Genomic DNA, 26,077 nt, shown 5'->3' on the forward strand with positions numbered 1-26,077 from the left:
ACCAGGGGTGATGGTCACGGACCGACACCCTGACAAAACTGAGTGGTCCGCACCAGTAGGTGTCGGAAATTCCGTCAAGTGGATGTGCGGTGGCGTGCGTGACCATGAAAGGGGTATCAAGCGCGGCAACTCGACGACGAGGAGCAACCGCCCATGTACGTGCAGCAGTACGCGCCGGTGCTGAAGTCGCTGGCCTGGAGTTCGTTGGTGGCGGCGCTGCCGCTTCTCGTGCTGTTCGTCCTGCTCGGCGGGCTACGGGTCCGGGCATGGCTGGCCGCGATCATCGCGCTGGTGGTGTCGCTGCTGGTCGCGGTCCTCGTGTACGCCATGCCGGTCGGGCAGGCCCTGCTCGCGGGCAGCGAGGGCGCGGTGTTCGGGTTCTTCCCGATCCTCTGGATCGTCATCAACGCCCTGTGGATCTACCGGATGACGGTACGCACCGGGCACTTCGACGTACTCCGGCGCTCCTTCAGTTCGGTGTCGGACGACCAGCGCGTCCAGGCGATCATCATCGCCTTCGCGTTCGGCGCGCTGCTCGAGGCACTGGCGGGCTTCGGGGCGCCGGTCGCCATCTGCACGGTCATGCTCATGGCGGTCAACTTCCACCCGCTGAAGGCCGCGGTGGTGGCCCTCGTCGCGAACACCGCGCCGGTCGCCTTCGGCGCGATCGCCGTTCCGATCACGACCCTCGCCCAGGTCACCGGCCTGCCCGAGGACGTCCTCGGCGCCGTCGTCGGGCGCCAGACCCCCGTGCTCGCGGTGTTCGTGCCGTTCGTCCTCGTGGCCCTCGTCGACGGTGTACGCGGGCTGCGCGAGACCTGGGGCGTCGCGCTCGTCGGCGGCCTGGTCTTCGCGGTCGCCCAGTTCCTCACGTCGAACTTCTTGTCCGTCCCGCTCACCGACATCGTGGCGTCCCTGCTCTGCGCCGGCGCCGTGGTCCTGACCGTCCGCGCCCGGCGCGGGAGTGCGGACCGGGTGGCGGTGGCAGCCGGGGGAGGGGACGTTCCCGACGCCGGGTCCGGTCGCCACGGCGGGGTCGACACGGCTCCGGAGCCCCCCGAGCGGGACTCCGCCCGCGACACCCTGCTGGCCTACCTGCCCTACATCATCATCATCGCGCTCTTCTCCATCCAGCAGATCCCGCCGGTGAAGAAGGCGATCGACGCCACGACCGTGAAGTTCCGGTGGCCGGGGCTGGACGTGCGCTCGCCCTCGGGGAGCCAGGTCTCCTCGACCACCTTCACGTTCAACTGGCTGGCCACCGCCGGGACCATCCTGCTGATCGCGGGTCTGATCACCGTGCTCGTGCTGCGCGTCGCGCCCCGCACCGCCGTCGGCTCGTACGGGCAGACGCTCTCCGAGCTGCGCACGGCGATCGTGACGGTGATGGCGGTCCTCGCCCTCGCCTACGTCATGAACCTCTCGGGCCAGACCATCACGATCGGCCAGTGGCTCGCGGCCACGGGCGGGTTCTTCGCGGTGCTCTCGCCGGTCCTGGGCTGGCTCGGCGTGGCCGTGACCGGCTCGGACACCTCGTCGAACTCGCTGTTCGGCGCCCTGCAGGTCGCCGCGGCCCAGCGCAGCGGCCTCGACCCGGTGCTGCTCGCCGCCGCCAACACCTCCGGTGGCGTGCTCGGCAAGATGGTGTCGCCGCAGAACCTGGCGATCGCCGCGTCGGCTGTGGGCATGGCCGGGCGCGAGGGCGAGATCTTCCGCCGCGTCCTGCCGTGGAGCCTGGCCTTCCTCGCCGGGATGGCGCTGCTCGTCTTCCTGCAGTCGACGCCGGTGCTCGGCTGGATGCTGCCCTAGGCCGGGGCGGCCCGCGTCCGGTCGCCCGTCGCGGCCGCGTCGGAGATCAGGGCTCTCCGACGCGGTGCAGGGCGAGGATGCCGTCGGCGGCGCCCGTCTGCTGCCAGGTGCCGGACGCCGCCGTCCAGGTCCGCCCGTCGTAGGTGACGCGGTCGAGGGCGAGGCGGGTCGAGTGCGCGACCAGCCACGACGCGATCGCCCACCCGTTCTCCGCGTTCTGCGGCCCGGAGAGCCGGGCGTTGCCGAGCTCGGCCCGCGCGAGCCCGGCCACGGTGTCCTTGGGGGGCGCCGACAGGTCGAGGTCGGTGCAGGTCAACCCGCCCGGGTTCTGTCCGAGGAAGTTGACGGCGAGGGTGCGCGCCTCGGGTTCGTGGTCGGCGTAGGCCTCGGGGAAGCCGCTGCGCTGCACCCGCTGGGCGGCCTCGGTGACGTCCATGTCGGCCCAGCCCGGCGTCGCGAGCAGCGCCTCGTAGAACTTGGTCGACGAGGTGACGGTGTCGAGCAGCTCGGACACCGTGCCCCAGCCCTGCGAGGGCCGCTGCTGGAAGAGGCCGACCGAGTCGCGGTCGCCGCCGGGCAGGTTGGCCAGCGTCGACTCCTGGATCGCGGTGGCCAGGGCGATCGTGATCGCGCGGTCGGGGGCACCGAGCTTGCGGCCGACCGCGGCGATCGTCGCGGCGTTGTCCATCTGCTCCGGCGACCCGCTCCAGCTCGACCGCAGCCCCGGTGAGTTCGCGGGAGCGGTGACGGTGCAGGTCGGCCGGGCCGCGGGACCGGTGCCGGTCACGACGACCACCAGCACGACGAGCGCCAGCACCACGACGACGGCGAGCGCCGCGGGGAGCACCCAACGCGGCTGCCGACCGGCCCGCACGAAGCTCGCCACCGCCCCAGCATCCCATCCGCGTCGGTTTCGCCCGGGTGACGCCCGGGCATGATGTCTTGGTGACCAAGACATCGGATGCCGCCCGCGCCGTGGCGGTGCTCGTGACGGCGCTCGCCCAGTTCGTCGTCGGGTCGATCGGCGGGTCGGGGGCCCTCGGGCGGCCGATCGCGGAGGTGTCCGCGGAACTCTCGACCCCGATCGTCCCCGCCGGCGGAGCCTTCGCGATCTGGGGCCTGATCTACCTGGGCGTCCTCGTCCTCGCGGTCCGCCAGGTGCTGCCCTCGCAGTGGGCGCGCCCCGTCCACCGCGCCACCGGGTGGTGGCTGGTGGGGGCCGCGATCGCCAACATGGCCTGGATCGTGCTCTTCTCGCAGCCCCTGCCGGGCCTCGCGGAGATCGTGATCATCGTCCTGCTCGTGTGCCTCGCCGTGGTGCTCGCCCGCCTCGCCACCTTCCCGACAACCGGTGCGGACCGTTGGCTCCTCGCGGTCCCGGTCGCGTTCTACGCGGGTTGGGTGAGCGTCGCGACCGTCGTCGGCACGGCGGTCACCGGCGTCTGGGCCGGCCTGCCCGGGACCGGCGGGGTGGCGATCGCGCTCGGCGTCGTGATGCTGGTCGTCACCGGCCTCATCGCGGCGGCGGTGGTGACGGCGGGCCCGGCGCCGGTGGCCTACGCGGCGGCCGTGCTCTGGGCGCTCGGCGGCATCGTCGTGGCCGGACGCCCGGTGCTCGTGGTGATCGCCGCCGTCGTCGCCGCGGCGGTCGTGGTGGCTGCGGTGGTGCGCCGACTCGTGGCGGACGGCACGCTCCGGGTGCGTCGGCCGCGGCCCGCCCGGGTCGCGTAGCCGTCGGTACCCCGCGCCGGGACCCGCCGTCAGGGCCGTCGGCCCCCGTCGAAGATCAACAGTCCCTGCACGGGCTCCCGGACCCCGGTTCAGCCCGCCGAAGGGCTGTTGATCATGATGGCCGGTCCGGCGTCAGCGCGACCCGGCCCGCCGAGCCGGCCCGCGCGACCCGGCCAGCCGAGCCAGCCGGCCGGGCGGCAGGTCGGGCGCCCGCGACCCCCGCCCGCCGGGCCGTCCCGCCCGCTCGGCGCGCGCACAGGGAGCGCACAGCAACGGCACACCCGGTGGTGAGGATGGGCGGTGATCATCAGCGTCCGTGACCGCCACACTCACCCGCCCGGCTGCCCCCACGGGTCGTCGGGAACGCCACTGGTTCCGACCGGCCCTCGCCGTGGTCGTCGCCCTCTCCGCGCTGATCGACCTGTGGGACCTCGGCGCGCAGGGCGACGCGAACCCGTTCTACGCCGCGGCCGTGCAGGCCTCGACCCGCAACCCCGTCGCGTGGCTGTTCGCGGCGGTGGACGCGCCCGGGTTCATCACGGTCGACAAGCCGCCGGCCGACAACTGGTGGATGGGGCTCTGGGCGAACGTCTTCGGGTTCTCACCCTGGTCGATGCTGATCCCGCAGGCGCTGCTCGGGATCGGGTCCGTGGTGCTGCTCGTGTTCGCGGTGCGCCGCTGGTGCGGGGACGCGGCCGCGATCGGGGCGGGCGCGGTGCTGGCGCTGACGCCGGTCGTGGTGATCATGTCGCGGTTCGACGACCCCGACCCGATGCTGACCTTCCTGCTGGTGGCGGCCGCCTACACGCTCGTCCGCGCCGTCGACGCCGTCGGTGCCCGGTCGGCGACCGCATGGTTGGCCGCCACGGGCGTGCTCATCGGGCTCGGGTTCCTCGCGAAGATGGGCGTCGCGCTGCTGGTGCTGCCGGCGTTCGCGGTGACGTTCCTCGTCGTGGCCACCGGTACGTGGGCGCGGCGGCTGGGGCAGCTCCTCGTCGGGGGCCTCGGGGTCGTGGTGGGCGCCGGGTGGTTCCTCGCCCTGGTGTCGCTCTGGCCGGCGTCGCAGCGGCCGTGGATCGGCGGGTCGGACGACAACTCGCTGCTCCAGCTCGCGGTCGGCTACAACGGGTTGTCGCGGCTGCAGGGCCGGGGCGGCGGTGCCGGCGGTGGCGGCGGACGGCCCGGCGGGTTCGGCGGCGGTGACGCGCCCGGCCTGACGCGGCTGTTCACCGGCGAGTTCGCCGGTCAGATCGCGTGGCTGCTGCCGGTCGCGGTGCTCGCCCTGGTGGCCCTGCTGTGGGCGACCCGCCGCGCGCCGCGGGGCGACCGCACCCGCGCGGCGGCCCTGCTCTGGGGCGGGTGGCTGCTGGTGAGCGGCGCGGTGTTCTCGTTCATGGCCGGGACCGTGCACTCGTACTACACGATCGTCATGGCCCCGGCGGTCGCGGCGCTGGTGGCCGTCGGTGCCCGCGAGGGGTGGCGCCGGCGGGAGATCGTCGCGGCCCGGGTGCTGCTGGCGGTCGGGGTGCTCGGCAGCGCCGCCTGGGGGTTCGTGCTGCTCGATCGGGCGCCGACCTTCGTGCCCTGGATGCGCTGGCTGGTGCTCCTCGCGGGCGTGCTCGCGGCCGTGGTGCTGCTCGGCCCGGCCGGGCTGGCGCGGCGCGTTGGCGTCGTGGCCGCCGTCGTGCTGGGCCTGGTCGGTGCGCTCGGCGGGACGACGGCGTGGGCCGTGGACACGGTCGCGACGCCGCACACCAGCGCCGACTCCCCGGGGCCCACGGTCCGCGATGCGCGCGGCTCCCGGTACCCGCGTGCCGGGCGACCGGGTGCCCCCGGCGGCGGTGGCTCCGCCGGGTCCGGTGGCTTCGGGGGCTTCGGCGGCGGCTACGACGGCCGGACGGACCCGCAGGTGACGGCGTTGCTGCGCTCGGCCACCACGCAGTGGTCCGCCGCCACCCCGACAACGATGGCCGCCTCCAGCCTCGAACTCGCGAGCGGCACCTCGGTCATGGGCCTCGGCGGGTTCTCCGGGAGCGACCCCACACCGACGCTCGGTGCCTTCCAGGACGACGTGACCCGCGGGCTCATCCGCTACTACATCGTCCCGGCGGCGCTCCAGCAGCAGGGCGGCGCCGCCTCGCAGCGGGGCGGGTACGGCCGCGGAAAGGCCATCCTGCCGATCCAGGAGTGGGTGGCCGCCCACTACACGGGACGCACCGTCGGGTCGGAGACCGTGTACGACCTGGCGGGGCCGCGACACTGATCACCCGCACCGGGCACCGTCGCACCGCGAAGATCGGGGTGTGACGGTCGCTCGGGTCGCCCTCGGTCTGGTCGGTGCCGCGGGCGCCGTGGCACTCGCGGTGATCGTGCTCGGCGCGTTCCTGCCGCGGCTCCCGGTGATCGGCTTCCTCGGGTCGTTCGTCTCCGGCCAGTACCCGCTGCACGCCGCGCTCGGGGCGGTGGCGAGCCTCGCGGCCGGGGTGGGGCTCCTCGCGCTCGGCGTGCCCCGTCTCGGCGGGGCGGTGACGACGGTCGGCGCGATCGCCGTCGTCGGGACCCTCGTGGTCCTGGGGACGCAGGCCGCCGCCGCACGGGCCGCGGGCGTGCGTCTGGACTGGGGGCTGACCCTCACGGCGCTCGACCAGCGGGGTGCCCCGCCGGACCTCGTCGTCGCCTACCAGCCGGGGCTGGAGCTGGCCGTGCACCTGCCGTCGGGACCCGGCCCGCACCCGGTGATGGTGTGGGTGCACGGCGGCAGCTGGGTCCGCGGCACCGTCGCGGACCGGGCCCGCGCCAACCGCTGGTACGCCGACCACGGCCTCGCGGTGGTGGCGGTGCAGTACCGCCTCCCCGGCGACCCGCCGCTGCCCGGCTCGACGCTCGGCGAGGCGCAGCGGAACGACGTGGCGTGCGCGCTCGCGTGGGTCCGGGGCCCCGGGACGGCGCACGGGCTCGACCCCGACGCGGTCGTCCTCGGTGGCCAGTCCGCCGGCGCCACGCTCGCCCTCTCGACGACGGCGGCGCTGGCCGGGGTGCCCCGCGCGTCGTTGCCCGGGGGCTGCACCGCCCCGCCGCCGCGCGCGACCGTGGCGTTCTACCCCGTCGTCGACATGACGCAGATCGCTCCGGGGCTGCAGGACGCGGTGTTCGGGGGGTCCACCTCCGCGCACCCGGCCCTCACGCGCGCCGCCTCGCCCGACGACCTCGTCGACCCCCGGCTGCCGCCGACGCTGCTCGTGCTGGGGAAGGCCGACAACTTCATCCGGGCCGACCTCGTCCGAGGCTTCGACGCGGCCCTGCGCGACGCCGGGGTGCCGGGCCGACTGGTCCAGGTGCCCTACGCCGACCACGTCTTCGATCACCCGTACGGATCGCCGGGCGCGCAGATCGTTCGTCCCGCGGTCCTCGACTTCGTCCGGAAACGGATCCACGACCCGACCGGACGGTGACGGTGTCCCCAAGATCGCGTTCCATGGTCATCATGACGGGGCGTGGAGAGGACATCCACCGGCTGTTCCACGACGTGGAGCGGGGCACCTCGGCCCGACCCGCGGTGGAGTTCCTCCGGTCGGTCGAGGCGGCGCCGGCGGTGCTCGCCTACCGGACGCGGCTGGCGGAGCACCTCGCCCCCGCGGCGGGGGAGACGGTGCTCGACGTCGGGTGCGGGGCGGGGCACCACGCGGCCGCGATCGCCGCTGCGCGGGCGGCGGACGCGCCCGGACCCGTCGTCGGGATCGACCGGCCGCGGATGCTCGAGGAGGCGGCCGGGCGCTACGGGGACGCCGTGCGGTGGTTGCCCGGGGCGGGGGAGGCGCTGCCCCTCGGCGACGACAGCGTCGACGCGGTCTACGCCGAGCGGGTGCTCATGTACGCCGACGACGCGGTCGACGTGGTCGCCGAGATCGCCCGGGTGCGCCGGCCCGACGGACGGGTGGCGCTCTTCGAGCTGGACTACGCCTCGATAGTGCTCGGCGGGGACCCGAAGACGGCCGACGAGGTGCTCGCGGTGGTGTGCGGCACGGTGAGCTGCGACCGGATGGGACGCGCGCTCGGGCGGCTGCTCACCGACGCGGGCGTGCTCGTGGTGGAGCAGACGCCGTTCGCGATGCCGATCCCGCCGCCGGTGTGGGCCTCGGCGGTCCGCGCTCCCGTGGAGGAGGCGGTGGCCGACGGCCGGCTCGACGCGGCGCGGGTCGCCGCCTGGTTCGCCGAGCTCGACGCGCCCGGGGCGTTCCCGGGGTCGGTGACGGGGGTCCTCGCCTGCGGGCGGTAGCGGTGTGGTGGCCCCGTCGGTCGGACGCGGTCACGCGGCGGCCGGTGCTGCTGCGACGATGATCGGGTGCGCCGATCCCTGCCCGCCCTGCTCGGTGGTGTGGTGGGCGTGGCCGTGGGTCTCGTGGTCCTGCTGCCCGGCTACGTCGGGCTGGACCGCGTCACCCCCTTCGTGCAGCTGGCCGCCCTGACACCGATGGTGCTGGTGCTGGTCGCCGGGTCGGTGTTCGTCGGGCGGCTCGCGGGGGTGCTGGTCACCCGGCGGCGTGGGCGGCGACCGCTCGACGAGCGGCGGCCGCGGTTGTTCGCGGTCGGGTTCGCGGCCATGGTCGGTGCGGCGGTCGTGGCGCTGGGGGCGGCGGGGATCGTCGGGAGCCGGTTCCTGGCGGACGAACCCGCGCCGCCCGGTCGGTCCGTGACGGTGCTGTCGGTCAACGTCGACCACGGTCAGGCCGATGTCGGGGCGCTCGCGGCGCTGGTGCGGGAGCGGGCGCCCGACGTGGTGGTGCTCCCGGAGGGGGGCGACACGTTCCGGACCCGCCTCGCCCCGCTGCTCGCCGACTACCGCGGCGTCAGCGCCCCCGCCGTGGAGGACGGCGGGTCGACCACCTTGTTGACCCGGATCGACGTCGGGCCGGTCCAGGTGCTGCGGGGACAGCTGTTCGGGAGCCTCGCCACGACGCTGCCGGGCGGGGTGCGGCTCCTGGCGGTGCACACGGCGGCACCGGTGTCCGGGCAGGTCGGGATGTGGCAGCGGGACCTCGCGGACCTCGTCGCGCCCGCCTGCCGCGCCGGGGCACCCGCCGTCGTCGCGGGGGACCTCAACGCCACCACCGACCAGAGCGCCTTCCGGTCGGCGTCCGACGGCTGCACGGACGCGTTGGAGACGGTGGGCGCGGGTACGACCGGCACGTTCCCGTCGTCCCTGCCGCGCTGGTTCGGCGTGCAGATCGACCACGTGCTCACCACCGGCGGCGTCGGCGTGCAGGACGGCGAGGTGCTCGACCTGCCGGGCACCGACCACCGAGGGGTGCTGGTGCGCCTGTCGCTGCCGGGGTGATCGATCGGGAGCACAGTGGAGCCATGACCGTCCTCGTCACCGGCGCCCGCGGCGCCGTCGGTTCCCACGTCCGCGCGGGCCTGCTTGCCGCCGGCGTCGATGTCCGTGCCGCCGGCCGCGATCCCGGCCTGCTTCCCGACGACGGGAGCGCGCGGGTCGCGCTCGACTTCGCCGACCCGTCGTCGTACGAGCCCGCGCTGACGGGTGTGGACCGGGTGTTCCTCTACGCCGCCGAGGACCTCCGCCCGTTCACGCGCGCCGCGGCCGACGCCGGCGTGCGCCACGTCGTCGTCCTGTCCTCCGAGTCGGTCCTGCAGGAGCCCGACCCCGAGCCCGGGGGGATCGCGGCGTACCACGCCGACGCCGAGGCGGCCCTGCGCGACGCCGGGCTCACCACGACGGCGCTGCGCCCCGGAGCGTTCGCGGGCAACACCGGGCAGTGGTCGCCGGGGATCGCCGCGGGCGTCGTCGAACTGCCGTTCCCGCAGGCCCAGTCCACCCCGATCGACGAGCGCGACATCGCCGACGTCGCGGTCGCGGCCCTGCTCGCGGACCCCGCCGACGCCTCGCCGCACCTCACGGGTCCGGAGTCGCTGACGATGGCCGAGCAGGTCGGCCAGGTCGCCGAGCGGGTCGGACGACCGATCGAGGTGCGGGCCGTCGACCCCGAGCAGGCCCGGGAGCAGATGACCCGGTTCGTCCCGGCCGGCATCGTCGACTCGCTCTTCCGCTACTGGCGGGCCACCGACGGGGTGCCGGCCACGGTCACCGACGAGGTCGCGCGCCGCACCGGACACCCGGCCCGGACCTACCGGCAGTGGCTCGCGGAGTGTTTCTCGGATTGACCCGTCCCGGTGCCGCTCGATCGGTCCCGACACCGGCTGTGCGCCGGTCCGAGGTGCGCGCCACCCCTGCCGGCGGGAGGCAGGCGCTCGATGCGGTGCCGAGCAGGGAAGGCGCGCGTGTGGGTGAGGGACGCTGCGTGAACGTCGCCCGAACGGCGGGCGAACGAGGGCGTTGACATCGACCGGACGCGGAGTAGTTTCGGGGGTGTCGATGTGGTTCCGATCACAGGGTACAGAGCAACCGAGGCAGCACCCGTGGATCGACCAACAGCGGCACGACCCCAGTCCCGACGTGGAGGCAGGTGATCGTTTGATCGCAGGGACCATCCCGCACCGGACCGGCTCGTGCCGCTCAACGGACACCGGTCGCCCGTAGCCCCCGAGGTACGGCGCGGCGACGCCGAGAGAGCGCAGACCCACGAGCGGTGAGCCGCGACCCGAGACATCAGCTCCGGGGCGGGTCCCGATACCGAACGTTCCTTCGAAGCCCACGGCGGCGTCACTCCCGGGACGGGGGTGGCGCCGCCGCGGCGTGTCCGGACCTAGTAGTGCACGACCCCCGGCTGCCCACCGCCCGCGCCCAGCGAGTCACCGGTCACCGCGACCGCACGGGGCGAGGTGAGGAACGTGACGACGTCCGCCACCTCCGCCGCCGTGATCACCCGCCGCAGGCTCGTCGTCGCCGCCAGTCCCTCCCGGGCCTCCGCCTCGGTGATGCCCTGCTTCGCGGCGATGTCCGCCAGCATCCCGGGCGTCCGCTCGGTGTCGGTGAGGCCGGGGTGCACGCAGGTCACGTTGATGCCCTGCGGGCCGAGCTCGTCGGCGAGGTTCGCGGTCAGCGCCGCCACGGCGACGTTGCGGATCGTCCCGGCGATCGACCCGGTCCTGCGGGCGTTCAGGCCACTGATGTTGACGATGCGCCCCGCTCCCTGCGCGATCATCGACGGCGCCACCGCCCGGGTCGTCCGCAGGTAGCCCATCACCTTCGTGTCGAACTCGACCTGCACCGCGTCGTCGGTGAGGTCGGTCAGCGACGGGATCGCCGCGCCGCCGGCGGGCCGGGCGGCGGCGTTGACCAGCACGTCCACCCCGCCCCAGGCCGCCACGACCTGGTCCACCGCCGCCCGCACCGCCGCGTCGTCGGTGGTGTCGGCCGTCAGCCGGAGCGTCTCGCCGTCGACCGTCGCGGCCGCGGCGTCGAGGTCCGCCGCCGTCCGCGCCACGAGCGCCACCCGGGCACCCTCCGCCGCCAGCGCCTGCGCGCACGCCAACCCGATGCCGCGCGACGCCCCGGTGACGATCGCGCGTGCTCCACCCAGTCCGAGGTCCATGGGCGCTGCCTTCCCCGCGCGCCCGGCTTCCATCCCTTCCCGACGGCGGGTGTGCGGCCCCGGCGGTGATCGTGATGGGAGGATTCGAGCGCTCTCGTGGCGCGAAGGTTCCCCTCAGGCTGCGGGGGTGGACGCGGCCGGGAGGAGCAGGGTGATCGTCGTCGGGGAGGCGGAGCGCAACCGGAGCCGGCCCCCCTGGTCCTCGGCGAGGCGTCGGGCGAGGGCGAGGCCGATGCCGTGGCCCTCGGTGGGGAGGCGGGTCGCGAACAGGGCCGACTCGTCGATCGTCAGGGACCCGGCGTCGGCGACGTCGACCGCGACGGCCGGACCCGCCTCGCGGACCGTCACGGTCACGGGCGGCTCCCCGTGGACCCGCGCGTTCTCCAGCAACACCGCCAGCACCTGGCGGACCGCCGCGCCCGAACCCGAGATGGACGCGCCGTCGTCGAGAAGGACGAGGTCGACCGTCATCCCGTCGGCCCGGGCCTCCTCGACGACCTGGTGCATCAGGGCGACGACGTCCACGGTCGACCGTCGTGCCCCGGCGGGCTCGCGGGCGAGGGCGAGGAGTTCGGTGACGGTGCGGTCGAGCCGGTCGGCCGACTCCAGCGAGCTCTCCAGGGCCTCGGCGAGCGCCGGGGAGCCGGCCGGGAGGGTCGTGGCCTCCTCGAGGCGCAGCCGGAGCCCCGCGAGCGGGGTGCGCAACTGGTGGGACGCCTCGGCGGAGAACGCGCGCTCGCGGGCGAGCAGGTCGGCTAGGCGCGTCGCGGTGAACGAGAGGGACCGCTGGACGGCGGCCACCTCGGGCACGGCGTCGTCGGCGGCGTCCGCGGAGACGGTGAAGTCGCCGTCGCCGAGGCGCCGGGCGTCGTCGGCGAGGACCTCGAGGGGGGCGGCGAGGCGCGTCGCGAGCCGGCCCGCGACGAGCCGGCTGCCTCCCACGGCGGCCAGGCCGAGCACGATCATCGCCCCCCAGGTGATCGCCGTCCGCTCGACGGCCTCGCCCTGCGAGCGCTGCGCCCGCAGCACGCCGACGCGCCGGTCCCCGTCGAGCACCGGCACCGCGACCAGGAACAGTCCGGAGGAGCTGCGACGTTCGATCCGGCCGCTGAGCGCACCGGCGAGCATCGGCTCGATGCGGTCCGGGCCGTCGCCGGTGACGCGGTGGCCGTCGAGGGCGTAGACGGCGGCCGGGCTCTCGGCGGAGACGGGGGAGACGTTGGTGGGCACGCCGCCCGCGGCGAGCACGGCGGCGATCCCGTCGGCGGCGACCTGGGTGTCGCCCTCGAGGTCGGTCTGCTCGTCCACCACGTAGTAGCGGGCGGCGCCGGCAGCCAGGGGCAGCCCGAACACCGTGATCGCCACCATGGACACCACCACCGCGAACCGCACGATGCGCGCGCGCATCAGGGCTTCTCGAGGCGGTACCCGTGACCGCGGACGGTCGCGATCGCGGGCCGGGCACCGAGCTTGCGGCGCAGCGCGGCGATATGGACGTCGAGGGTCTTCGTCGACCCCGACCAGTGCTCGTCCCACACGTCGCTCATCAGCGTCTCCCGCGTGACGACGACCCCGGGCTCGGCCGCGAGGCGCGCGAGCAGGTCGAACTCCTTGGCGCGCAGCGGGAGGTCCTCGTCCCCGCGCGTCACCCGCCGGGCCGCGAGGTCGATGGTGAGGTTCCCGACGACGACCCGTGCCCCCCGGTCCTCGGGGATCGCCGCCCCCGCCCGGCGGAGGTGGGCGCGCACCCGCGCGGCGAGCTCGGTGAAACGCACCGGCTTGGTGAGGTAGTCGTCCGCGCCCGCCTCGAGGGCGACGACGACGTCCATCTCGTCGTCGCGAGCGGTGACCACCACGAGGACCGCGTCCGGGTAGGTCACCCGTAGTCGCCGACACACCTCGGTGCCCTCCAGGTCGGGCAGCCCGAGGTCGAGCAGGACGAGGTCCGGGGGTGTCACCGGGCGGGCCAGCGCCGACCCGCCGTCGGGAAGCGCCCTGACCTGGTGACCCTCCGCCTGCAGCCGGGAGCTGAGCACTCCCCGGATCGTGTCGTCGTCCTCGACGACCCACAGCTGTGCCACAGGCGATCACGGTACGGTCCCGTTCGCCGGTACTGTGCCGCGCGTCGTCTTGCCGAGCGTTAACCCGGGCGGGCGCACGATCAACAGCGTGACTCCGAGGCTGCCGACGCGAGCCCGATTGGCCGTCGCCGCTGCACGCAGCGTGAGCGAAGTGGCCCGTCGGACGGGACGTAACGGGTCCGTCATCGGCGGGCGGGTGGCGACCATGCTCGACGGCCGGGTGCTCGCGCGCCTGGCCGCGGGCCGCACGGTCGTGCTGGTCACCGGGACCAACGGCAAGACCACGACGACCTCGATGATCGCGCGGGCGCTCGGCGGCGACGGGCAGGTCGCGACCAACCACCTCGGCGCGAACATGCCCGACGGGATCACGACGGCGCTGCTCGACGCCCCCGACCTGACGCTGGCCGTCATGGAGGTCGACGAGTCCTATCTCGGCCAGGTCGCCGCGGCCACGGATCCGGCCGTGATCGTGCTGTTGAACTTCAGCCGCGACCAGCTCGACCGGGTGGGCGAGGTCCGCACCGTCGCCCGTCGGGTCGGTGACGCGGTGGCCGCGCACCCGCGCGCCCGGGTGGTCGCCTTCGCCGACGACGTGCTCTGCGCCGGGGCCGGGCTGCGGTCCGCGTCGCCGCTCTGGGTGTCCTCGCCGTCCTGCTGGACCGGTGACGCCGGGGTGTGCCCGCGCTGCGACGGGCCGGTGTCGCACATGGGTCTGCGCTGGGCCTGCGGGTCCTGCGGACTCGAACGCCCGCCGGGGGACTGGGCGCTCGTCCAGCAGAAGGACCGCCCCGACGGGGGGTGGTCGGCGCGGGGCCCGGACGGGGTCGAGGTACCGCTCGAGCTCGCGCTCCCCGGCCACGCGAACCGGCTCAACGCGACGTTCACGATCGCGGTCGCGGCCGAGCTCGGCGTCGCGCCCGCCGTGGCCGCCGCCCGGCTGCGGGGGCTCGAGCAGGTCGGTGGCCGCTACCGGACGGTGACCCGTCCGGGTGGGACCACGCGGCTGCTGCTCGCGAAGAACCCGGCTGGCTGGGCGCAGGTGCTCGACCTGCTCGACGAGGGGCCGGGACGCCCCGTCGTCGTCGCGGTGAACTCCCGCGAGGCCGACGGGCGCGACGTCTCCTGGCTGTGGGACGTTCCCTTCGAACGCCTGGCCGGGCACCCTGTGGTCGTGACGGGTGAGCGGGCGAGCGAGCTCTCGGTGCGCCTGGCCTACGCCGGCGTCCCGCACCGGCTCGCGGACGACGCCGTGGGCGCGACCCGCGACACGGTGGGCGCGGTCGACCTCGTCGGCAACTACACCGCCTTCCACGACGCCGCGCGGGTGCTGACGTGAGCCCCGCGACGATCGTCCTCGTCCTGCCCGAGGTGCTCGGCACCTACGGCGACGCCGGCAACGCGGCCGTCCTCGCGACGCGCCTGCGCTGGCGGGGCATCGACGCCGAGGTCCGGACCGTGGGCTGGGACGACGCCGTCCCGGCCGACGCCGACGTCTACGTCCTCGGCGGTGGTGAGGACGCGGCGCAGATGCTCGCGGTGGAGCGGCTGCGCGACTCCGCCGGGCTGCGCCACGCGCTCGACCGCGGGGCCCCGACCCTCGCCGTGTGCGCCGGCCTGCAGATCCTGGGGCGGGCGTTCACGGTCGCCGACGGGACGCGCGTAGCGGGCCTCGACCGGCTCGACGTCGAGACCGTGCCCGGTCGCGGGGCGCGACGCATCGGTGACGTGACCGCCGACCCGCTGGTCGACGGGCTCTCCGAGCTGCTGGTCGGGTTCGAGAACCACGGCGGGGTCACCAGCCTCGGTCCGGACGCCGCGCCGCTGGCCCGCGTCCGGGGCAACGGGGCCGGCAACGGCACCGGGGACCGACTCGAGGGCGTCGTGGGCGGCTCCGTCGTCGGGACCTACTTCCACGGCCCGGTCCTGGCCCGGAACCCGGAGCTGGCCGACCTCCTGCTCACCCGTGCCCTGGGCGACCTGCCCCCGCTGGAGGTCCCGGAGGGCGTGCCGTCGTCGACGGCGCGCGGCCTCGCCGCCCGATTTCGCGACCGGTTCAGCCCAGACGCTGCGCGACGTGCGGGGGCATGAGGACAGCCCGACGGGCCAGCAGCGCGACGAAGCGTGAGGTCAGTTCGTCGGGTTCCGGTCCCGTCGTCGCGGCCAGCTCCCGGGTGATCACCGGGACCGGCCGGGCGATCCGGCCGGCGAAGGACGCCGGGACGATGCCGGCGGGCACGAGCGCGGGGCCCAGCCCGGCCTCGACGAGCAGGGGCGCCATGGCCGTCTGCTCGGTGCGCACCGCGGCCCGCGGGCGGAACCCGGCCTGACCGGCCGCACGGTCGAGCTCCTCGGCGAGGCCGTGGCTCTGGGCGTACTGCACCCACGCCGCGTCGGCGAGCCGCTCGAGGGCGACCTCGTGGTGCCGCACGTCCGGCGGGCCCTCGGCGGGCAGCAGGATGACGAGCTCCTCCGCCCCCAGCACCCGGACCCGGCCCCGCCACCCCGGGGGCGTCGGCCCGACCGCGACGTCGGCCTGCCCGGCCTGCATCGCGGTGGTCATCGCGTCGGTGGTGCGGTGCTCGAGCAGCCGCACCGAGACGTCCGGGTGCTCGGCGCGCCAGCGCGTCAGGACGGCCGGGAGGACCCCGAGCCCGGTCGAGTAGACCGTCGCGATCCGCAGCTCGCCGGCCCCGGTCCCGACGACGGCGCGGGCCGCCTGGGCGCCCCGGCCGGCGGCGTCGACGGCCGCGCGGGCGTGGGGGAGGAGCGCCCGGCCGGTGGGCGTCAGCGTCACGGTGCGGGGGAGCCGGCTGAACAGCGAGGCGCCCAGTTCGGCCTCCAACGCGGCGATCTGCTGCGACAACCCGGGCTGTGACACCCCGAGCAGGCCGGCCGCCCGTGTGAACGAGCCCTCATCGACGACCGTGAGGAACGACTCCAGCTGACGCAGCGTCGGCATCGGACCAGCATAGACAAGCTGAGCTTATCGACTCTCGCGTGTCGGTTCTTCGACTTATGGCGCGGGCGTGCCAACCCTGGATCGCGTCGTTGCTGGATCGATCCCGTTGGAGAAGCCGCCGTGATCAGTCGTCCTTCCGCAGGGCTCGCGTTGTTCGCCCTTGCCGTCGGCACGTTCGGCATCGGGACCACCGAGTTCGTCATCATGGGCCTGCTGCCCGAGGTCGCCGCGGGGCTGAGGGTGCCCGTCACGGAGGCCGGACACCTCATCTCCGCCTACGGGCTCGGTGTCGTCGTCGGTGCCCCGCTGCTCGCCGGGGCGGGAGTGAGCTTCTCCCGCCGACAGGTGCTCATGGCCCTGATGGGCACCTTCGCCGTCGGGAACCTGCTCTCCTCGCTCGCGCCCGAGATGGGCTCGCTGCTCGTCATCCGGTTCCTCACCGGGCTGCCGCACGGCGCGTTCTTCGGGGCGGCGTCCGTGGCCGCGGCCTCGATGGTCGACCGGGACCGTCGTGCCACCGCCGTCGCCCGGGTGTTCCTGGGCCTCACGATCGCCAACGTCGCGGGCGTCCCCCTCGGCACGCTGCTCGGGCAGGCGCTCGGCTGGCGTGCCACGTTCGCCGCCGTCGGCGTGATCGGGGTGCTCGCCGTCGCCGCCGTGTGGGCGTTCGTGCCGGAGGCCGCCCCGTCCGGCGGCGGTCGCGCCGCGCTGCGGACCGAGGTGTCCGCCTTGCGCCACCCGCAGGTCCTGCTCTCGCTCGGCGCCGTGGTCTTCGGCTTCGGCGCGATGTTCGCCTGCTACTCCTACGTCACCCCGATGCTCACCGACGTCGGCGGCTTCGCCCCGACGACCGTGACGCTGCTTCTCGCCGTCGTCGGCCTCGGCATGACCGCGGGATCGGTCGTCGGCGGCCGGCTCGCCGACCGGGCGCCGCTGAAGACGCTCTGCGGCTGCCTCGTCGCCCTCGCCGTGGTGCTCGCGACGTTCCCGCTGACCGTCGGGACCCCGGTGCTCGCCGTCGCGTCCCTGTTCGGGGCCGGCATGTTCTCGCTGGCCCTCGGCCCGGCGATCCAGACCCGGATCATGGACATCGTGGGCGACGCCCCGACGATGGCCTCGGCGGCGATCCAGTCCGCCTCGAACGTCGCGAACTCGCTCGGCGCGTGGCTCGGCGGGATCGTCATCGCGGCCGGGTTCGGGCTGCTCGCGCCCGCCCTCGTCGGGGCCGTGCTCGCCGTCGCCGGGCTGGCCGTGCTGGTGGTGAGCGGCGGGCTGCAGGTGCACGCCCGTCGGGAGGCGCGGCGGGGCGCTCCGGTGCCCGTTCCGGCCTGACGGGTCAGTCGGACGTCCTGCGGCCCGGTCCCTCCGGGCGACGCCCGTCCGACCCGCGCATCGGGCGGGCGCTGGTGGGGTGGGACGACGACCGCGCGGGCGTCGAGGTCCGGGACGGGCTCGACGGGCTCGACGGGCTCGACGACCGCGACGGGGTGGAGGTCGACGTCCCGGTCGGGCCGGCGGACGCCACGGGCGTGCGCGTCGGCGCGCCGGAGGTGGTCCTCGTCGGGGTCATCGGAAGCGTCGTCGGAGGGATCGGCGGCGCCGTCGGAGCAGGGGTCGTGGTCGGCAGCGACGTGCCCGGGACGGTGGTGCCGGGGAGGGACGGCAGGGTCGGTACCGGCAGGCTCGGCGTGGTCGTGACCGGGAGGTGGGGCACGCCCGGCACGGGCAGGTTCGGGAGGGGAGCCACCGGCAGGTCCACGGCGGGAAGGTGCACGGCGGGCAGGCGCTCGGCGGGCAGGTGCACGGCGGGGCGATCCAGCCAGGGCACGAGACGGCCGAGGTCGGCGATGGGCTCGAGGGTCGTCCACACCGTGCGCACCACCGGTGTGGCGGCCACCGTGCGCGTGGCCGCCGGGGCGGGGACGAGGACGACGGGTGCGACCGGACCGGTGTCCGGCGCCGGCCCGTCCGGGTGGGCGCCTGCGCCGGGCCCGACGACTCGGGGTACGTCCCCGGGCGGAAGGGCCCGGGGCTGCTCGGGCGCGGCCGGGAGGGAGCCGCCTCCGGCGAGCACCGTGACGGCCCAGGCGGTACTGCCCACGGTGAGGGCCGCGAGTGCGGCGTGGGCCAGGGGGAAGCGGGGCGGCGGGGCGGGGGCGCGGTGTGACCCGCCGGGTCCACGGCGCCGCACCAGGAGGACGCCTGCGGCCATCGTGAGGACGACGAGCACACCGATGGTGATCGAAGCGGCGCTGCTCATCACTCCATCGTGCATGCTCCTGTGACGGGTGGGGTCGGAGTGTCCGATGGGGCACGATGGAATCGCCCACGACGTGGCGACGATCGCCCCTCGGTCAGGACGCGGACCACCCGGACCACCGGGCGACGGCCACCTCGATGACCGGACCCTGCGGGGGATCCGCCGCGTGCTGCGGGTAGCGCGCCCCCAGCAGCGGAAGGGCCTCGCCGAGGAGGTCCTCCCGCACGGAGGCCCTCCCGTCGGCACGCACCCACCAGAGCGCGGACCAGTCGTCGGAGTACACGTCGACGAGCAGCGACACCGTCGGGTTCGCCTCGATGTTGCGCAGCCGGCGCAGGTCGCGGGTCCGCTTGGGCTTCTGGTCGATCGCGATCAGCACCCGGTCGTCCACCACCGCGAACACCACGGGCACGAGGTGGGGCTCGCCGGTCGCGGAGGCCGTCCCGAGCCGGGCGACGCGCGCGGCGGCGAACCGTGCGCGCGCGTCGTCCGGCCCGAGCGTGGGCATCAGTGCTGCCGGACCAGCGGCGTGAGCTCGTCGAGCTCCTTCAGCACGGTGTCGCGGTCGGCGCTGGAGACGCCGTAGATCACGCGGTCGAGCCCGGCGCGGTGGTAGCCGTCGAGGGCCTCCTGCGAGGTCTCGGCGCCGAACAGCGACATCGGGATGCGGCCGCGCCCGGCGTCGGCGGCACGCTGCTGGAGCTTCTCGGCGCGCTCGATGAACTCGTCGACGTTGTCGGGGCCCACGCGCTGCGGCAGCCACTCGTCGCCGAAATCGAGGATGCGGTCCTCGACGGTCGGGCCCATGCCGCCGACGATCACCGGCGGGTGGGGGGACGTGGTCGGCTTCGGCCAGGCCCAGGAGGTCTCGAAGTGGACGAACTCGCCGTCGTAGGAGGCCTCCTCCTGCGTCCACAGCGCCTTCATGGCGTGCACCTGCTCGCCGAGGAGGCGCATGCGGGTCTTCGGGTTCGTCCCGTGGTCGGCCATCTCCTCGCGGTTCCAGCCGCCGCCGATCCCGAAGAGGAACCGGCCGCCGGAGAGCCGGTCGAGCGAGGCGACCTCCTTCGCGGTGTGGATGGTGTCGCGCTGGATGAGCAGGCAGATGCCGGTGGCGACCTTCAGCGTCGTCGTCGCGGCGGCCGCGAAGGAGAGGGCGACGAACGGGTCGTAGGTGTGGACGTACATCCGGGGCAGGTCGCCGCCACCCGGGTACGGCGACCGCCGCGAGACCGGGATGTGGGAGTGCTCGGGGAACCACAGCGAGTCGAACCCGCGGTCCTCGACCTCCTTGGCCAGCGTGGCCGGGTCGATCGCGTAGTCGGTCGGGAACATCATGATGCCGTGTTGCACGTTCGGGGGCTTCCCCCCGTGACGATCACCCATGCGGCACGTCATCATGCGCGTCGTGTCGTGGGAAGAAACGCTCACCGAGCAGGAGAAGCGGCGTGCCCGGGAGCAGCTCGAGCAGCTGCTGGAACGGCAGGCCCGGATGGGGCACGCCGACGTCGTCACCTACTACCCGCCCGAGGCGATCGCCCAGCGGGACCTGTTCGCGCTCGCCGGCACCCACGTCGACGGCACGCAGTGGGCGGTGGGCGACTGCGACCACCGGTTCCCGCTGCAGTCGATCTCGAAGGTCTTCACGTACGCGCTCGCCCTGGAGGACAACGGGCGGGAGACGACGCTGACCCGGGTCGGGGTCGAGCCGTCCGGCGACCCGTTCAACGCGCTGGAGTTCGACCAGGTCCACCGCCGCCCGCACAACCCGATGGTCAACGCCGGGGCCCTGGTCGCCGCGGACATCATCGGGGGCGCCGACGTCGACGAGAAGGTCGGCCGTCTCCTCGAGCGGATGCGGATCTACGCGGGGAACCCGCACCTCGAGGTCGACGAGGACCTCCTCGACGCGATGATGGTCGACGCCGACCGCAACCTCGGCATCAGCTACTACATGCGCTCGCTCGGGATGCTCGTCGGTGAGGTGGAGGAGATCCTGCGGGTCTACCTGGCGGCCTGCTCGGTGCACGTCACGACGGCGGAGCTCTCCGAGATGGGCGCGACGCTCGCCAACGGTGGGGTCAACCCGCGGACGGGGGAGCGGGCGATGCCGCGCACCTACGTCCGCGACGTCATCGGTGTGATGTTCACGTGCGGCATGTACGACGCCGCCGGTCAGTGGGCCAACGACGTGGGGATCCCGGCGAAGAGCGGCGTGTCCGGCGGGATCATGGCGGCGATCCCGAACCAGGTGGGGATGGCGGTGTTCTCCCCGGGCCTGGACATGCACGGCAACTCGGTGCGCGGGATCAACGTGTTCCGCGAGCTCTCCGACCGCTTCGGGCTGCACATCTTCGCCGACCCCGAGGAGACGCAGCTGGGCCGTCTCGGCGGGCGGGTGTGGCCCGAGCCGGTGCCCGAGCCCGAGCCGGGTGCGCTCGACCCGGAGCCGCGGGAGGAACACCACGGGGAGACGGCGGCGCTCGAGAGTTCGGCCCGGGCCTGAGCGCGGCGCACCCACTACGGTCCCGGGGATGGGCATCCTCGACCGCTTCCGTCTCGACGACCGCGTCGCCGTCGTCACCGGCGCCTCCTCGGGGCTCGGCGCGGTGTTCGCGCAGGCGCTCGCGGAGGCGGGCGCCGACGTCGTGCTCGGCGCCCGGCGCACCGACAAGCTCGACGACACGCGGGCGGCGGTCGAGAAGGCGGGTCGGCGGGCCCTCGCGGTGCGGACCGACGTGGCGTCGCCGGAGGACTGCCGGACCCTGATCGACGCCGCGATGGCCGAGTTCGACCGGGTCGACGTGCTGGTGAACAACGCCGGGATCGGCACGGCGGTGCCGGCGCTCAAGGAGACCCCGGAGCAGTTCCGCGAGGTCATCGACGTGAACCTCAACGGCTGCTACTGGATGGCGCAGGCCGCCGCGCGGGTGATGGGGGAGGGCAGCTCCATCGTCAACATCTCCTCGGTGCTCGGGATGACGACGGCGGGTCTGCCGCAGGCCGCCTACTCGGCCTCGAAGGCGGGCCTGATCGGCCTGACCCGCGACCTCGCCCAGCAGTGGACGCCGCGCCGGGGCATCCGCGTGAACGCGATCGCGCCCGGGTTCTTCACCTCCGAGATGACCGACTCCTACCAGGACGGCTACCTCGACGCGCAGCTCCCGCGCATCCTCGCCCGCCGCATCGGCGACCCGGAGGAGCTCGCGACGGCCCTGATCTTCCTGGTCTCCGACGCCGGGTCCTACTGCACCGGGATCACCCTGCCGGTCGAGGGCGGGCTGCTCACGAGCTGACACGACCCAGGTCCCTGGACGCGACCGGGGACCGGACGGTGGGATCGGCGGGGTGAGCTGGGACCCCGAACTGGCCGCGGCCCTGCCCGCGCTGCCCGACCTGCACATCGCCGACCTCGACGTCGCCCGTGCCCGGGTGCGCGAGGTCGCCGCCCGGACTCCGCCGCCGCCCCCGGGCGCCGTCGTCGAGGAGCGGGTGCCCGGGGTCGACGGTCCGGTGCGGGTCCTCGTCGCGCACCCGCCGGTCCCGACGACGGGTCCGGTCCCCGGTGTGCTCGTGCTGCACGGAGGCGGGTTCGTCATGGGGTCCGCGGACATGTCCGCGACGCTCGCGGCCGACCTCGCGGCCGCGTTGGCCGCCGTCGTCGTGGTCCCGGACTACCGGCTCGCGCCGGAGCACCCCTACCCGGCCGCGCTCGACGACTGCGCCGCCGCCCTCGCGTGGCTGGCGGCGCGACCCGACGTCGACCCGGCCCGCGTCGCCCTGCACGGCATGAGCGCCGGCGGCGGGCTCGCGGCGGCGCTGACCCTCCGGATCCGCGACCGGGGCGGCCCGGCCGTGTGCTTCCAGGTCCTCGACGCCCCCGAGGTCGACGACCGCCTCGACACCCCGTCGATGCGCGCGTTCACCGACACCCCGCTGTGGAGCCAGCCGGACGCCGAGCGGAGCTGGGTGCACTACCTGCGGACCGTGGACGGTGACGTGCCGGCCTACGCCGCGCCCGCGCGGGCGACGGATCTCGCGAACCTGCCCCCGGCCTACGTCGTGGTCTACGAGAACGACCCCCTGCGCGACGAGGGCCTCGCCTACGCCTCCGGGCTGCTCGCCGCCGGGGTCGGGGTCGAACTGCACCTGTTCCCCGGCACGTTCCACCGGTCGGTGATCCTCGCCGGCGCCGCCGTCTCGCAGCGGCAGGCCGCGGAGACGGTCGCGGTGCTGCGGCGGGCGCTCACGCCGTCGGTACCCGGAGCGCCCCCGGCAGCGTCGTCGCCGCCTCCAGCAGGCTCGGCCCGTACCAGGTGAGCAACCGGCCGCTGACCAGCGCGGCGGGGACGTCGAACGCCTCCGGCCCGTCGTCGGCGGTGAAGCGGTAGGGCTCGTCGGGGAGGACGACGAGGTCGTGCGCGGGCAGGTCGGCGGGGTCGAAGCGCGGATAGCGTTCCGCGGTGGGCCCGCCGTCGGCGAGGACGTTGTCGATCCCGAGCCGGTCGAGCAGCGCGCCCGCGAACGTGTCGGCGCCGACCGCCATCCACGGCCGCCGCCAGATCGGCACGATCGCGGTCCGGCGTTCCCCGTCGGGCACCGGCTCGATCTCCGACCAGGCCTTCTCCGCGCCCTCGAGCCAGGCGGGGCGCTCGAGCCCGCACGCGGCGAGCATCCCGTCGAGGCTGGAGAACGCGCCGTCGACGGTGCGGACGTCGGTGACGTACACCGCGATCCCGCGCTCGCGCAGCTGCGCGATGTGCTCCGGCTTGTTCTCCTCCTCGTTCGCGACGACGAGGTCGGGCGCCAGCGCGACGATCGCGTCCAGGTCCGGGTTCTTCGTGCCTCGGATGCGCGCCGGCGGGGTGACGACGACGTCGTCGAGGTCGGTCGGGTGGGTGCACCAGTCGGTGACGCCGACGAGCAGGTGCGGGTCGGACACCCCGATCGCCTCGGTGAGGGAGGGGACGAGGCTGACGACGCGGCGGACCGTGTCGGGCACCGCCACGGTCGTCCCCTGGTCGTCGATCGGCGTGGCGCTCATGCTCACCAGTCTGCCGGGTGTCCCTGCACGGTGGCCCCGCTCACCCGGTACCGTGCGTACCTCACACTTCCGGGAGGTGCGATGGACCGCTGGGCGTCCGGGATCGACACGGCGTGGTTGCAGCTCGAGCAGGAGACCAACCGGATGGTCGTCCACGGGCTGTTGTTCTGTGACGGACCGATCGACCTCGAGGAGCTGCGGACCCGCGTCCGCGAGCGCTGGGTCGACGTGTATCCGGGGTTCCGGCAGCGCCCCACGTGGCCGACCGGCCCGATCGGGCCGGCCCGCTGGGTGGACGCGCCGCCGGACCTCACCCGGCACGTGACGACCATGGCGCTCCCCGCGCCGGGGGACGACCACGCGCTGGCCCGGCGGATCGGCGAGCTGATGTCGACGCCGCTGCCCACCGACCGGCCCTGGTGGCGGATGGAGGCGATCACCGGGTACGAGGGCACCGCCGTGCACGTCGCGATCCACCACGGCCTCGCCGACGGCGTCGCGCTGAGCCACCTGTTCCACGCCCTGGCCGACCCGGTGTCCGACCCACGCACCCCGGCCGTCTACGTCGATCCGCCGCAGGAGGTGCAGCCGGTCCACGACCTCCGGCTCTTCCGCCGCGAGGTGCGGGACCGGGCGTCCGCGCTGTGGGCGACGATCAAGCGGTCGGGCACGCCCGAGGGCGCCGCGGAGCTCGGGGCGACCGGCCGGGCCATCAAGAACTCGGCGTGGCTGCTGGCGAGCCCCCCGCGGGAGAAGCCGTCACCGCTGCAGGGCCGACCCGGCGTCGCGAAGGGCGCCCGGTGGACCGGGGACGTGCCGCTCGACGTCGTGAAGGCGGCCGGGAAGGCCGCGGGCGGCAGCGTCAACGACGTGCTGTGCGCGGCGATCGCGGGGGCCCTGCGGACCCACCTGGGCGACGACGTGCCCCGGTTGCGCGCGGTGATGCCGACGAACCTGCGGCCGCTCGACCGGCCGATCTCCGCCGAGCTCGGCAACGAGTTCGGGCTGGTCCTGCCGCCGTTGCCCACCGACGAGCCCGACCGCGCCAGGCGCATCGACCGGATGCACCGGTCGATGGCGACGATCAAGCGGACCAACCAGGCGCTGGCGAGCTTCACCGGCATCGCGGCGGCCGGGCTGGGGACGCCGTCGCACACGCAGAACCTGGTCGCCCGCTACGCCCGGGCCGGATCGCTGATCATCTCGAACGTGCCCGGCCCGCTGGAGGAGCTGACGATCGGCTCCGTCCGCGTCCGCGACGTGATGTTCTGGGTGCCGTGCTCGGCCCGCCTCGGCCTCGGCGTCTCGGTGCTCTCCTACGCCGGCCGCGTGCGTCTCGGGATCGACGCCGACCTGGGGCTCATCGGCGGCCACGAGGGCCTGGACCGGTTCGTCGAGGCGCTGGAGGTGGAGCTCCGCTCCCTGTGAGTACTTCTCCGTGCTGGAGCACGGAAAAGTACTCACGGGGCCGGAGGCCACCTAGAACTCCGTCACCCCGGCATCCGGCGCCAGTTCGTGCGCCGTGATGTAGCGGGACTCGTCCGAGGCGAGGAACAGCACGGTCTGGGCGACGTCCTCCGGGAGCGTCATGTCCACCGGCAGCAGGTTGGTGAACATCCCCCGCGGGCGCGGGTTCTCGGCCATCGCCTCGCCGAGGGCGGTCGTCATCGCCTCCCCGGTCATGCCGGTGGCCACGCCCGTGGGGTGCACGCTGTTGACGCGGATCGAGTGCTGCGCGAGCTCCGCGGCGAACGCCTTCGCCATCCCGCGGACGGCCCACTTGCTCGCGGTGTAGGGGACCATGTACGGCTGCACCTTCATGCCCGCCGCCGAGCTGATGACGATCACCGAGCCGCCGCCCGCGGCGACGAGGTGCGGTGCACCGACCATGATCGTGTTCCAGGTGCCGGTCACGTTGACGTCGAGGGTGTCGCGGAAGATCTCCGGGGTGACCCGGTGCCAGCTGCGGGGGATGCAGATGCCCGCGTTCGCCACGACGACGTCGAGCCGCCCCAGCGTCGTCACGGCGTCGTCGACCACGGTCCGCAGCCCGTCGAGGTCCCGGACGTCGACCCGGCCCGCCACCGCCCGCCGCCCGGTCTTCTCGACCAGGGCCACGGTCTCGTCGAGCTCGGCCGGCGTCGCCGAGGCGTAGTCGACCCCGGGCAGCGGCCCGCAGACGTCGACCACGATCACGTCGGCGCCCTCCTCGGCGAGCCGGACCGCGTCGGCCCGCCCCTGCCCCCGCGCCGCGCCCGTGACCAGCGCGACCTTCCCCGCGACCCGTCCGGTCATGTCGCTCCGCCTCTCGACGGCGCCCGATCCCACGATTGATGGCGCCTGCTGCCACGAAAGATACCCTGGATGGGTCGGCCCGGGAGGAGTCGCCGTGCTCGGGCGCCCGCGGTTGCTAGTTGTACTGACCGAACACGTTGGTTGAACCGGTGTGACGACACGGTCTGAATGATCTTGAGGGGAGGACCTCTCGGGAGTGCTGTGGAGCTGTCTGACGGCACCCATCACCACCGGGAGGTCCTCCGTGGCCCACGCTAACGCGGCACTGACCCCGCGCAGCCGATTGAAGCTCGCGCGTCTGATCGTCGAGCAGAACTGGCCGATCGCCGCGGCCGCGATCCGCTTCCAAGTCTCCTGGCCGACCGCGAAACGCTGGTCGCAGCG

At 74.6% G+C, this 26,077-nt stretch carries 24 protein-coding genes and 1 pseudogene; 15 read left to right on the plus strand and 10 right to left on the minus strand.

The window, feature by feature from the left end:
• The first annotated feature begins 153 nt into the window (after positions 1-153).
• Positions 154-1,809 (plus strand): L-lactate permease, encoded by a 1,656-nt coding sequence (locus A3CO_RS0107430; protein ID WP_018331615.1) that lies wholly within the window; start codon positions 154-156, stop codon positions 1,807-1,809.
• A 46-nt stretch (positions 1,810-1,855) separates the two neighbouring features.
• Here A3CO_RS0107430 and A3CO_RS0107435 read toward each other — a convergent pair whose 3' ends face one another.
• The gene (locus A3CO_RS0107435) at positions 1,856-2,695 is read right to left on the minus strand and encodes a hypothetical protein (RefSeq protein ID WP_018331616.1); all 840 of its coding nucleotides are present in this window, start codon (positions 2,693-2,695) and stop codon (positions 1,856-1,858) included.
• 59 nt (positions 2,696-2,754) lie between these two features.
• Between A3CO_RS0107435 and A3CO_RS0107440 the strand changes: the two genes are divergently transcribed.
• The 6 genes from A3CO_RS0107440 (at position 2,755) to A3CO_RS0107465 (ending at position 9,720) form a co-directional block, all read left to right on the plus strand.
• Entirely contained in the window at positions 2,755-3,540 is a 786-nt protein-coding gene (locus A3CO_RS0107440; protein ID WP_157647139.1) for a hypothetical protein, read from the plus strand.
• Between the two features lie 316 nt (positions 3,541-3,856).
• Complete coding sequence (locus A3CO_RS0107445) at positions 3,857-5,803, plus strand: glycosyltransferase family 39 protein (protein ID WP_026204372.1); 1,947 nt, start codon at positions 3,857-3,859, stop codon at positions 5,801-5,803.
• A gap of 40 nt (positions 5,804-5,843) precedes the next feature.
• Complete coding sequence (locus A3CO_RS0107450) at positions 5,844-6,992, plus strand: alpha/beta hydrolase (RefSeq protein WP_018331619.1); 1,149 nt, start codon at positions 5,844-5,846, stop codon at positions 6,990-6,992.
• 32 nt (positions 6,993-7,024) lie between these two features.
• Positions 7,025-7,816, plus strand: a complete 792-nt coding sequence (locus tag A3CO_RS35440; RefSeq protein WP_157647141.1) for a methyltransferase domain-containing protein — start codon at positions 7,025-7,027, stop codon at positions 7,814-7,816.
• Between the two features lie 66 nt (positions 7,817-7,882).
• Positions 7,883-8,875, plus strand: coding sequence for an endonuclease/exonuclease/phosphatase family protein (locus tag A3CO_RS30650; protein WP_018331621.1), 993 nt, complete (start codon positions 7,883-7,885; stop codon positions 8,873-8,875).
• Between the two features lie 23 nt (positions 8,876-8,898).
• Complete coding sequence (locus A3CO_RS0107465; RefSeq protein ID WP_018331622.1) at positions 8,899-9,720, plus strand: NAD(P)H-binding protein; 822 nt, start codon at positions 8,899-8,901, stop codon at positions 9,718-9,720.
• Between the two features lie 542 nt (positions 9,721-10,262).
• Here the strand turns inward: A3CO_RS0107465 and A3CO_RS0107470 are convergent.
• From A3CO_RS0107470 to A3CO_RS0107480, 3 genes are all read right to left on the minus strand, one after another.
• Positions 10,263-11,051 (minus strand): SDR family NAD(P)-dependent oxidoreductase, encoded by a 789-nt coding sequence (locus A3CO_RS0107470; protein ID WP_018331623.1) that lies wholly within the window; start codon positions 11,049-11,051, stop codon positions 10,263-10,265.
• 114 nt (positions 11,052-11,165) lie between these two features.
• On the minus strand, positions 11,166-12,458 hold the full coding sequence (locus A3CO_RS0107475) for a sensor histidine kinase (RefSeq protein WP_018331624.1): 1,293 nt from the start codon (positions 12,456-12,458) through the stop codon (positions 11,166-11,168).
• Positions 12,458-13,132, minus strand: a complete 675-nt coding sequence (locus tag A3CO_RS0107480; RefSeq protein WP_018331625.1) for a response regulator transcription factor — start codon at positions 13,130-13,132, stop codon at positions 12,458-12,460. The genes A3CO_RS0107475 and A3CO_RS0107480 overlap by 1 nt, the downstream gene beginning before the upstream one ends.
• A 151-nt stretch (positions 13,133-13,283) precedes the next feature.
• Between A3CO_RS0107480 and A3CO_RS0107485 the strand changes: the two genes are divergently transcribed.
• Positions 13,284-14,471, plus strand: a complete 1,188-nt coding sequence (locus A3CO_RS0107485) for a MurT ligase domain-containing protein (RefSeq protein WP_245561445.1) — start codon at positions 13,284-13,286, stop codon at positions 14,469-14,471.
• Positions 14,468-15,223 carry a type 1 glutamine amidotransferase gene (locus A3CO_RS0107490; protein WP_018331627.1) on the plus strand — a complete coding sequence of 252 codons (756 nt, stop codon included), beginning with the start codon at positions 14,468-14,470 and terminating at the stop codon, positions 15,221-15,223. Before A3CO_RS0107485 ends, A3CO_RS0107490 begins: the two co-directional genes overlap by 4 nt.
• On the opposite strand, the gene A3CO_RS0107495 is transcribed toward A3CO_RS0107490, so the two are convergent.
• The gene (locus A3CO_RS0107495) at positions 15,189-16,094 is read right to left on the minus strand and encodes a LysR family transcriptional regulator (RefSeq protein WP_018331628.1); all 906 of its coding nucleotides are present in this window, start codon (positions 16,092-16,094) and stop codon (positions 15,189-15,191) included. The two genes, A3CO_RS0107490 and A3CO_RS0107495, sit on opposite strands and share 35 nt — an antisense overlap.
• 204 nt (positions 16,095-16,298) lie before the next feature.
• Between A3CO_RS0107495 and A3CO_RS0107500 the strand changes: the two genes are divergently transcribed.
• Complete coding sequence (locus tag A3CO_RS0107500; RefSeq protein WP_084681615.1) at positions 16,299-17,426, plus strand: MFS transporter; 1,128 nt, start codon at positions 16,299-16,301, stop codon at positions 17,424-17,426.
• A gap of 4 nt (positions 17,427-17,430) precedes the next feature.
• On the opposite strand, the gene A3CO_RS0107505 is transcribed toward A3CO_RS0107500, so the two are convergent.
• From A3CO_RS0107505 to A3CO_RS0107515, 3 genes are all read right to left on the minus strand, one after another.
• The gene (locus A3CO_RS0107505; RefSeq protein WP_026204374.1) at positions 17,431-18,354 is read right to left on the minus strand and encodes a hypothetical protein; all 924 of its coding nucleotides are present in this window, start codon (positions 18,352-18,354) and stop codon (positions 17,431-17,433) included.
• 94 nt (positions 18,355-18,448) lie between these two features.
• Positions 18,449-18,862 carry a TIGR03668 family PPOX class F420-dependent oxidoreductase gene (locus tag A3CO_RS0107510; RefSeq protein WP_018331630.1) on the minus strand — a complete coding sequence of 138 codons (414 nt, stop codon included), beginning with the start codon at positions 18,860-18,862 and terminating at the stop codon, positions 18,449-18,451.
• On the minus strand, positions 18,862-19,692 hold the full coding sequence (locus tag A3CO_RS0107515; RefSeq protein WP_018331631.1) for an LLM class F420-dependent oxidoreductase: 831 nt from the start codon (positions 19,690-19,692) through the stop codon (positions 18,862-18,864). The genes A3CO_RS0107510 and A3CO_RS0107515 overlap by 1 nt, the downstream gene beginning before the upstream one ends.
• 61 nt (positions 19,693-19,753) lie before the next feature.
• Here A3CO_RS0107515 and glsA point away from each other — a divergent pair, with 61 nt between their 5' ends.
• Genes glsA through A3CO_RS30660 form a run of 3 tightly spaced genes read left to right on the plus strand, consistent with a single transcriptional unit; the run spans position 19,754 to position 22,674 of the window.
• Positions 19,754-20,860 carry a glutaminase A gene (gene glsA / locus A3CO_RS30655; RefSeq protein WP_157647177.1) on the plus strand — a complete coding sequence of 369 codons (1,107 nt, stop codon included), beginning with the start codon at positions 19,754-19,756 and terminating at the stop codon, positions 20,858-20,860.
• A 28-nt stretch (positions 20,861-20,888) separates the two neighbouring features.
• Complete coding sequence (locus A3CO_RS0107525; protein ID WP_018331633.1) at positions 20,889-21,650, plus strand: SDR family NAD(P)-dependent oxidoreductase; 762 nt, start codon at positions 20,889-20,891, stop codon at positions 21,648-21,650.
• Positions 21,651-21,702: 52 nt separating this feature from the next.
• The gene (locus A3CO_RS30660; RefSeq protein WP_018331634.1) at positions 21,703-22,674 is read left to right on the plus strand and encodes an alpha/beta hydrolase; all 972 of its coding nucleotides are present in this window, start codon (positions 21,703-21,705) and stop codon (positions 22,672-22,674) included.
• On the opposite strand, the gene A3CO_RS0107535 is transcribed toward A3CO_RS30660, so the two are convergent.
• Positions 22,601-23,398, minus strand: coding sequence for a helical backbone metal receptor (locus A3CO_RS0107535; RefSeq protein ID WP_018331635.1), 798 nt, complete (start codon positions 23,396-23,398; stop codon positions 22,601-22,603). The two genes, A3CO_RS30660 and A3CO_RS0107535, sit on opposite strands and share 74 nt — an antisense overlap.
• A gap of 81 nt (positions 23,399-23,479) precedes the next feature.
• On the opposite strand from A3CO_RS0107535, the gene A3CO_RS0107540 reads away from it, so the two are divergent.
• A complete protein-coding gene (locus A3CO_RS0107540) occupies positions 23,480-24,826 on the plus strand; it encodes a wax ester/triacylglycerol synthase domain-containing protein (protein WP_018331636.1) in 1,347 nt (448 codons plus the stop codon).
• A 51-nt stretch (positions 24,827-24,877) separates the two neighbouring features.
• On the opposite strand, the gene A3CO_RS0107545 is transcribed toward A3CO_RS0107540, so the two are convergent.
• Entirely contained in the window at positions 24,878-25,693 is an 816-nt protein-coding gene (locus A3CO_RS0107545; RefSeq protein ID WP_018331637.1) for a mycofactocin-coupled SDR family oxidoreductase, read from the minus strand.
• Positions 25,694-25,937: 244 nt separating this feature from the next.
• Between A3CO_RS0107545 and A3CO_RS36610 the strand changes: the two are divergent.
• A pseudogene (locus A3CO_RS36610) lies at positions 25,938-26,077 on the plus strand (IS481 family transposase); the annotation flags it as partial.

It is taken from the genome of Actinomycetospora chiangmaiensis DSM 45062 (assembly GCF_000379625.1).
In the GTDB taxonomy this organism is placed as follows: domain Bacteria; phylum Actinomycetota; class Actinomycetes; order Mycobacteriales; family Pseudonocardiaceae; genus Actinomycetospora; species Actinomycetospora chiangmaiensis.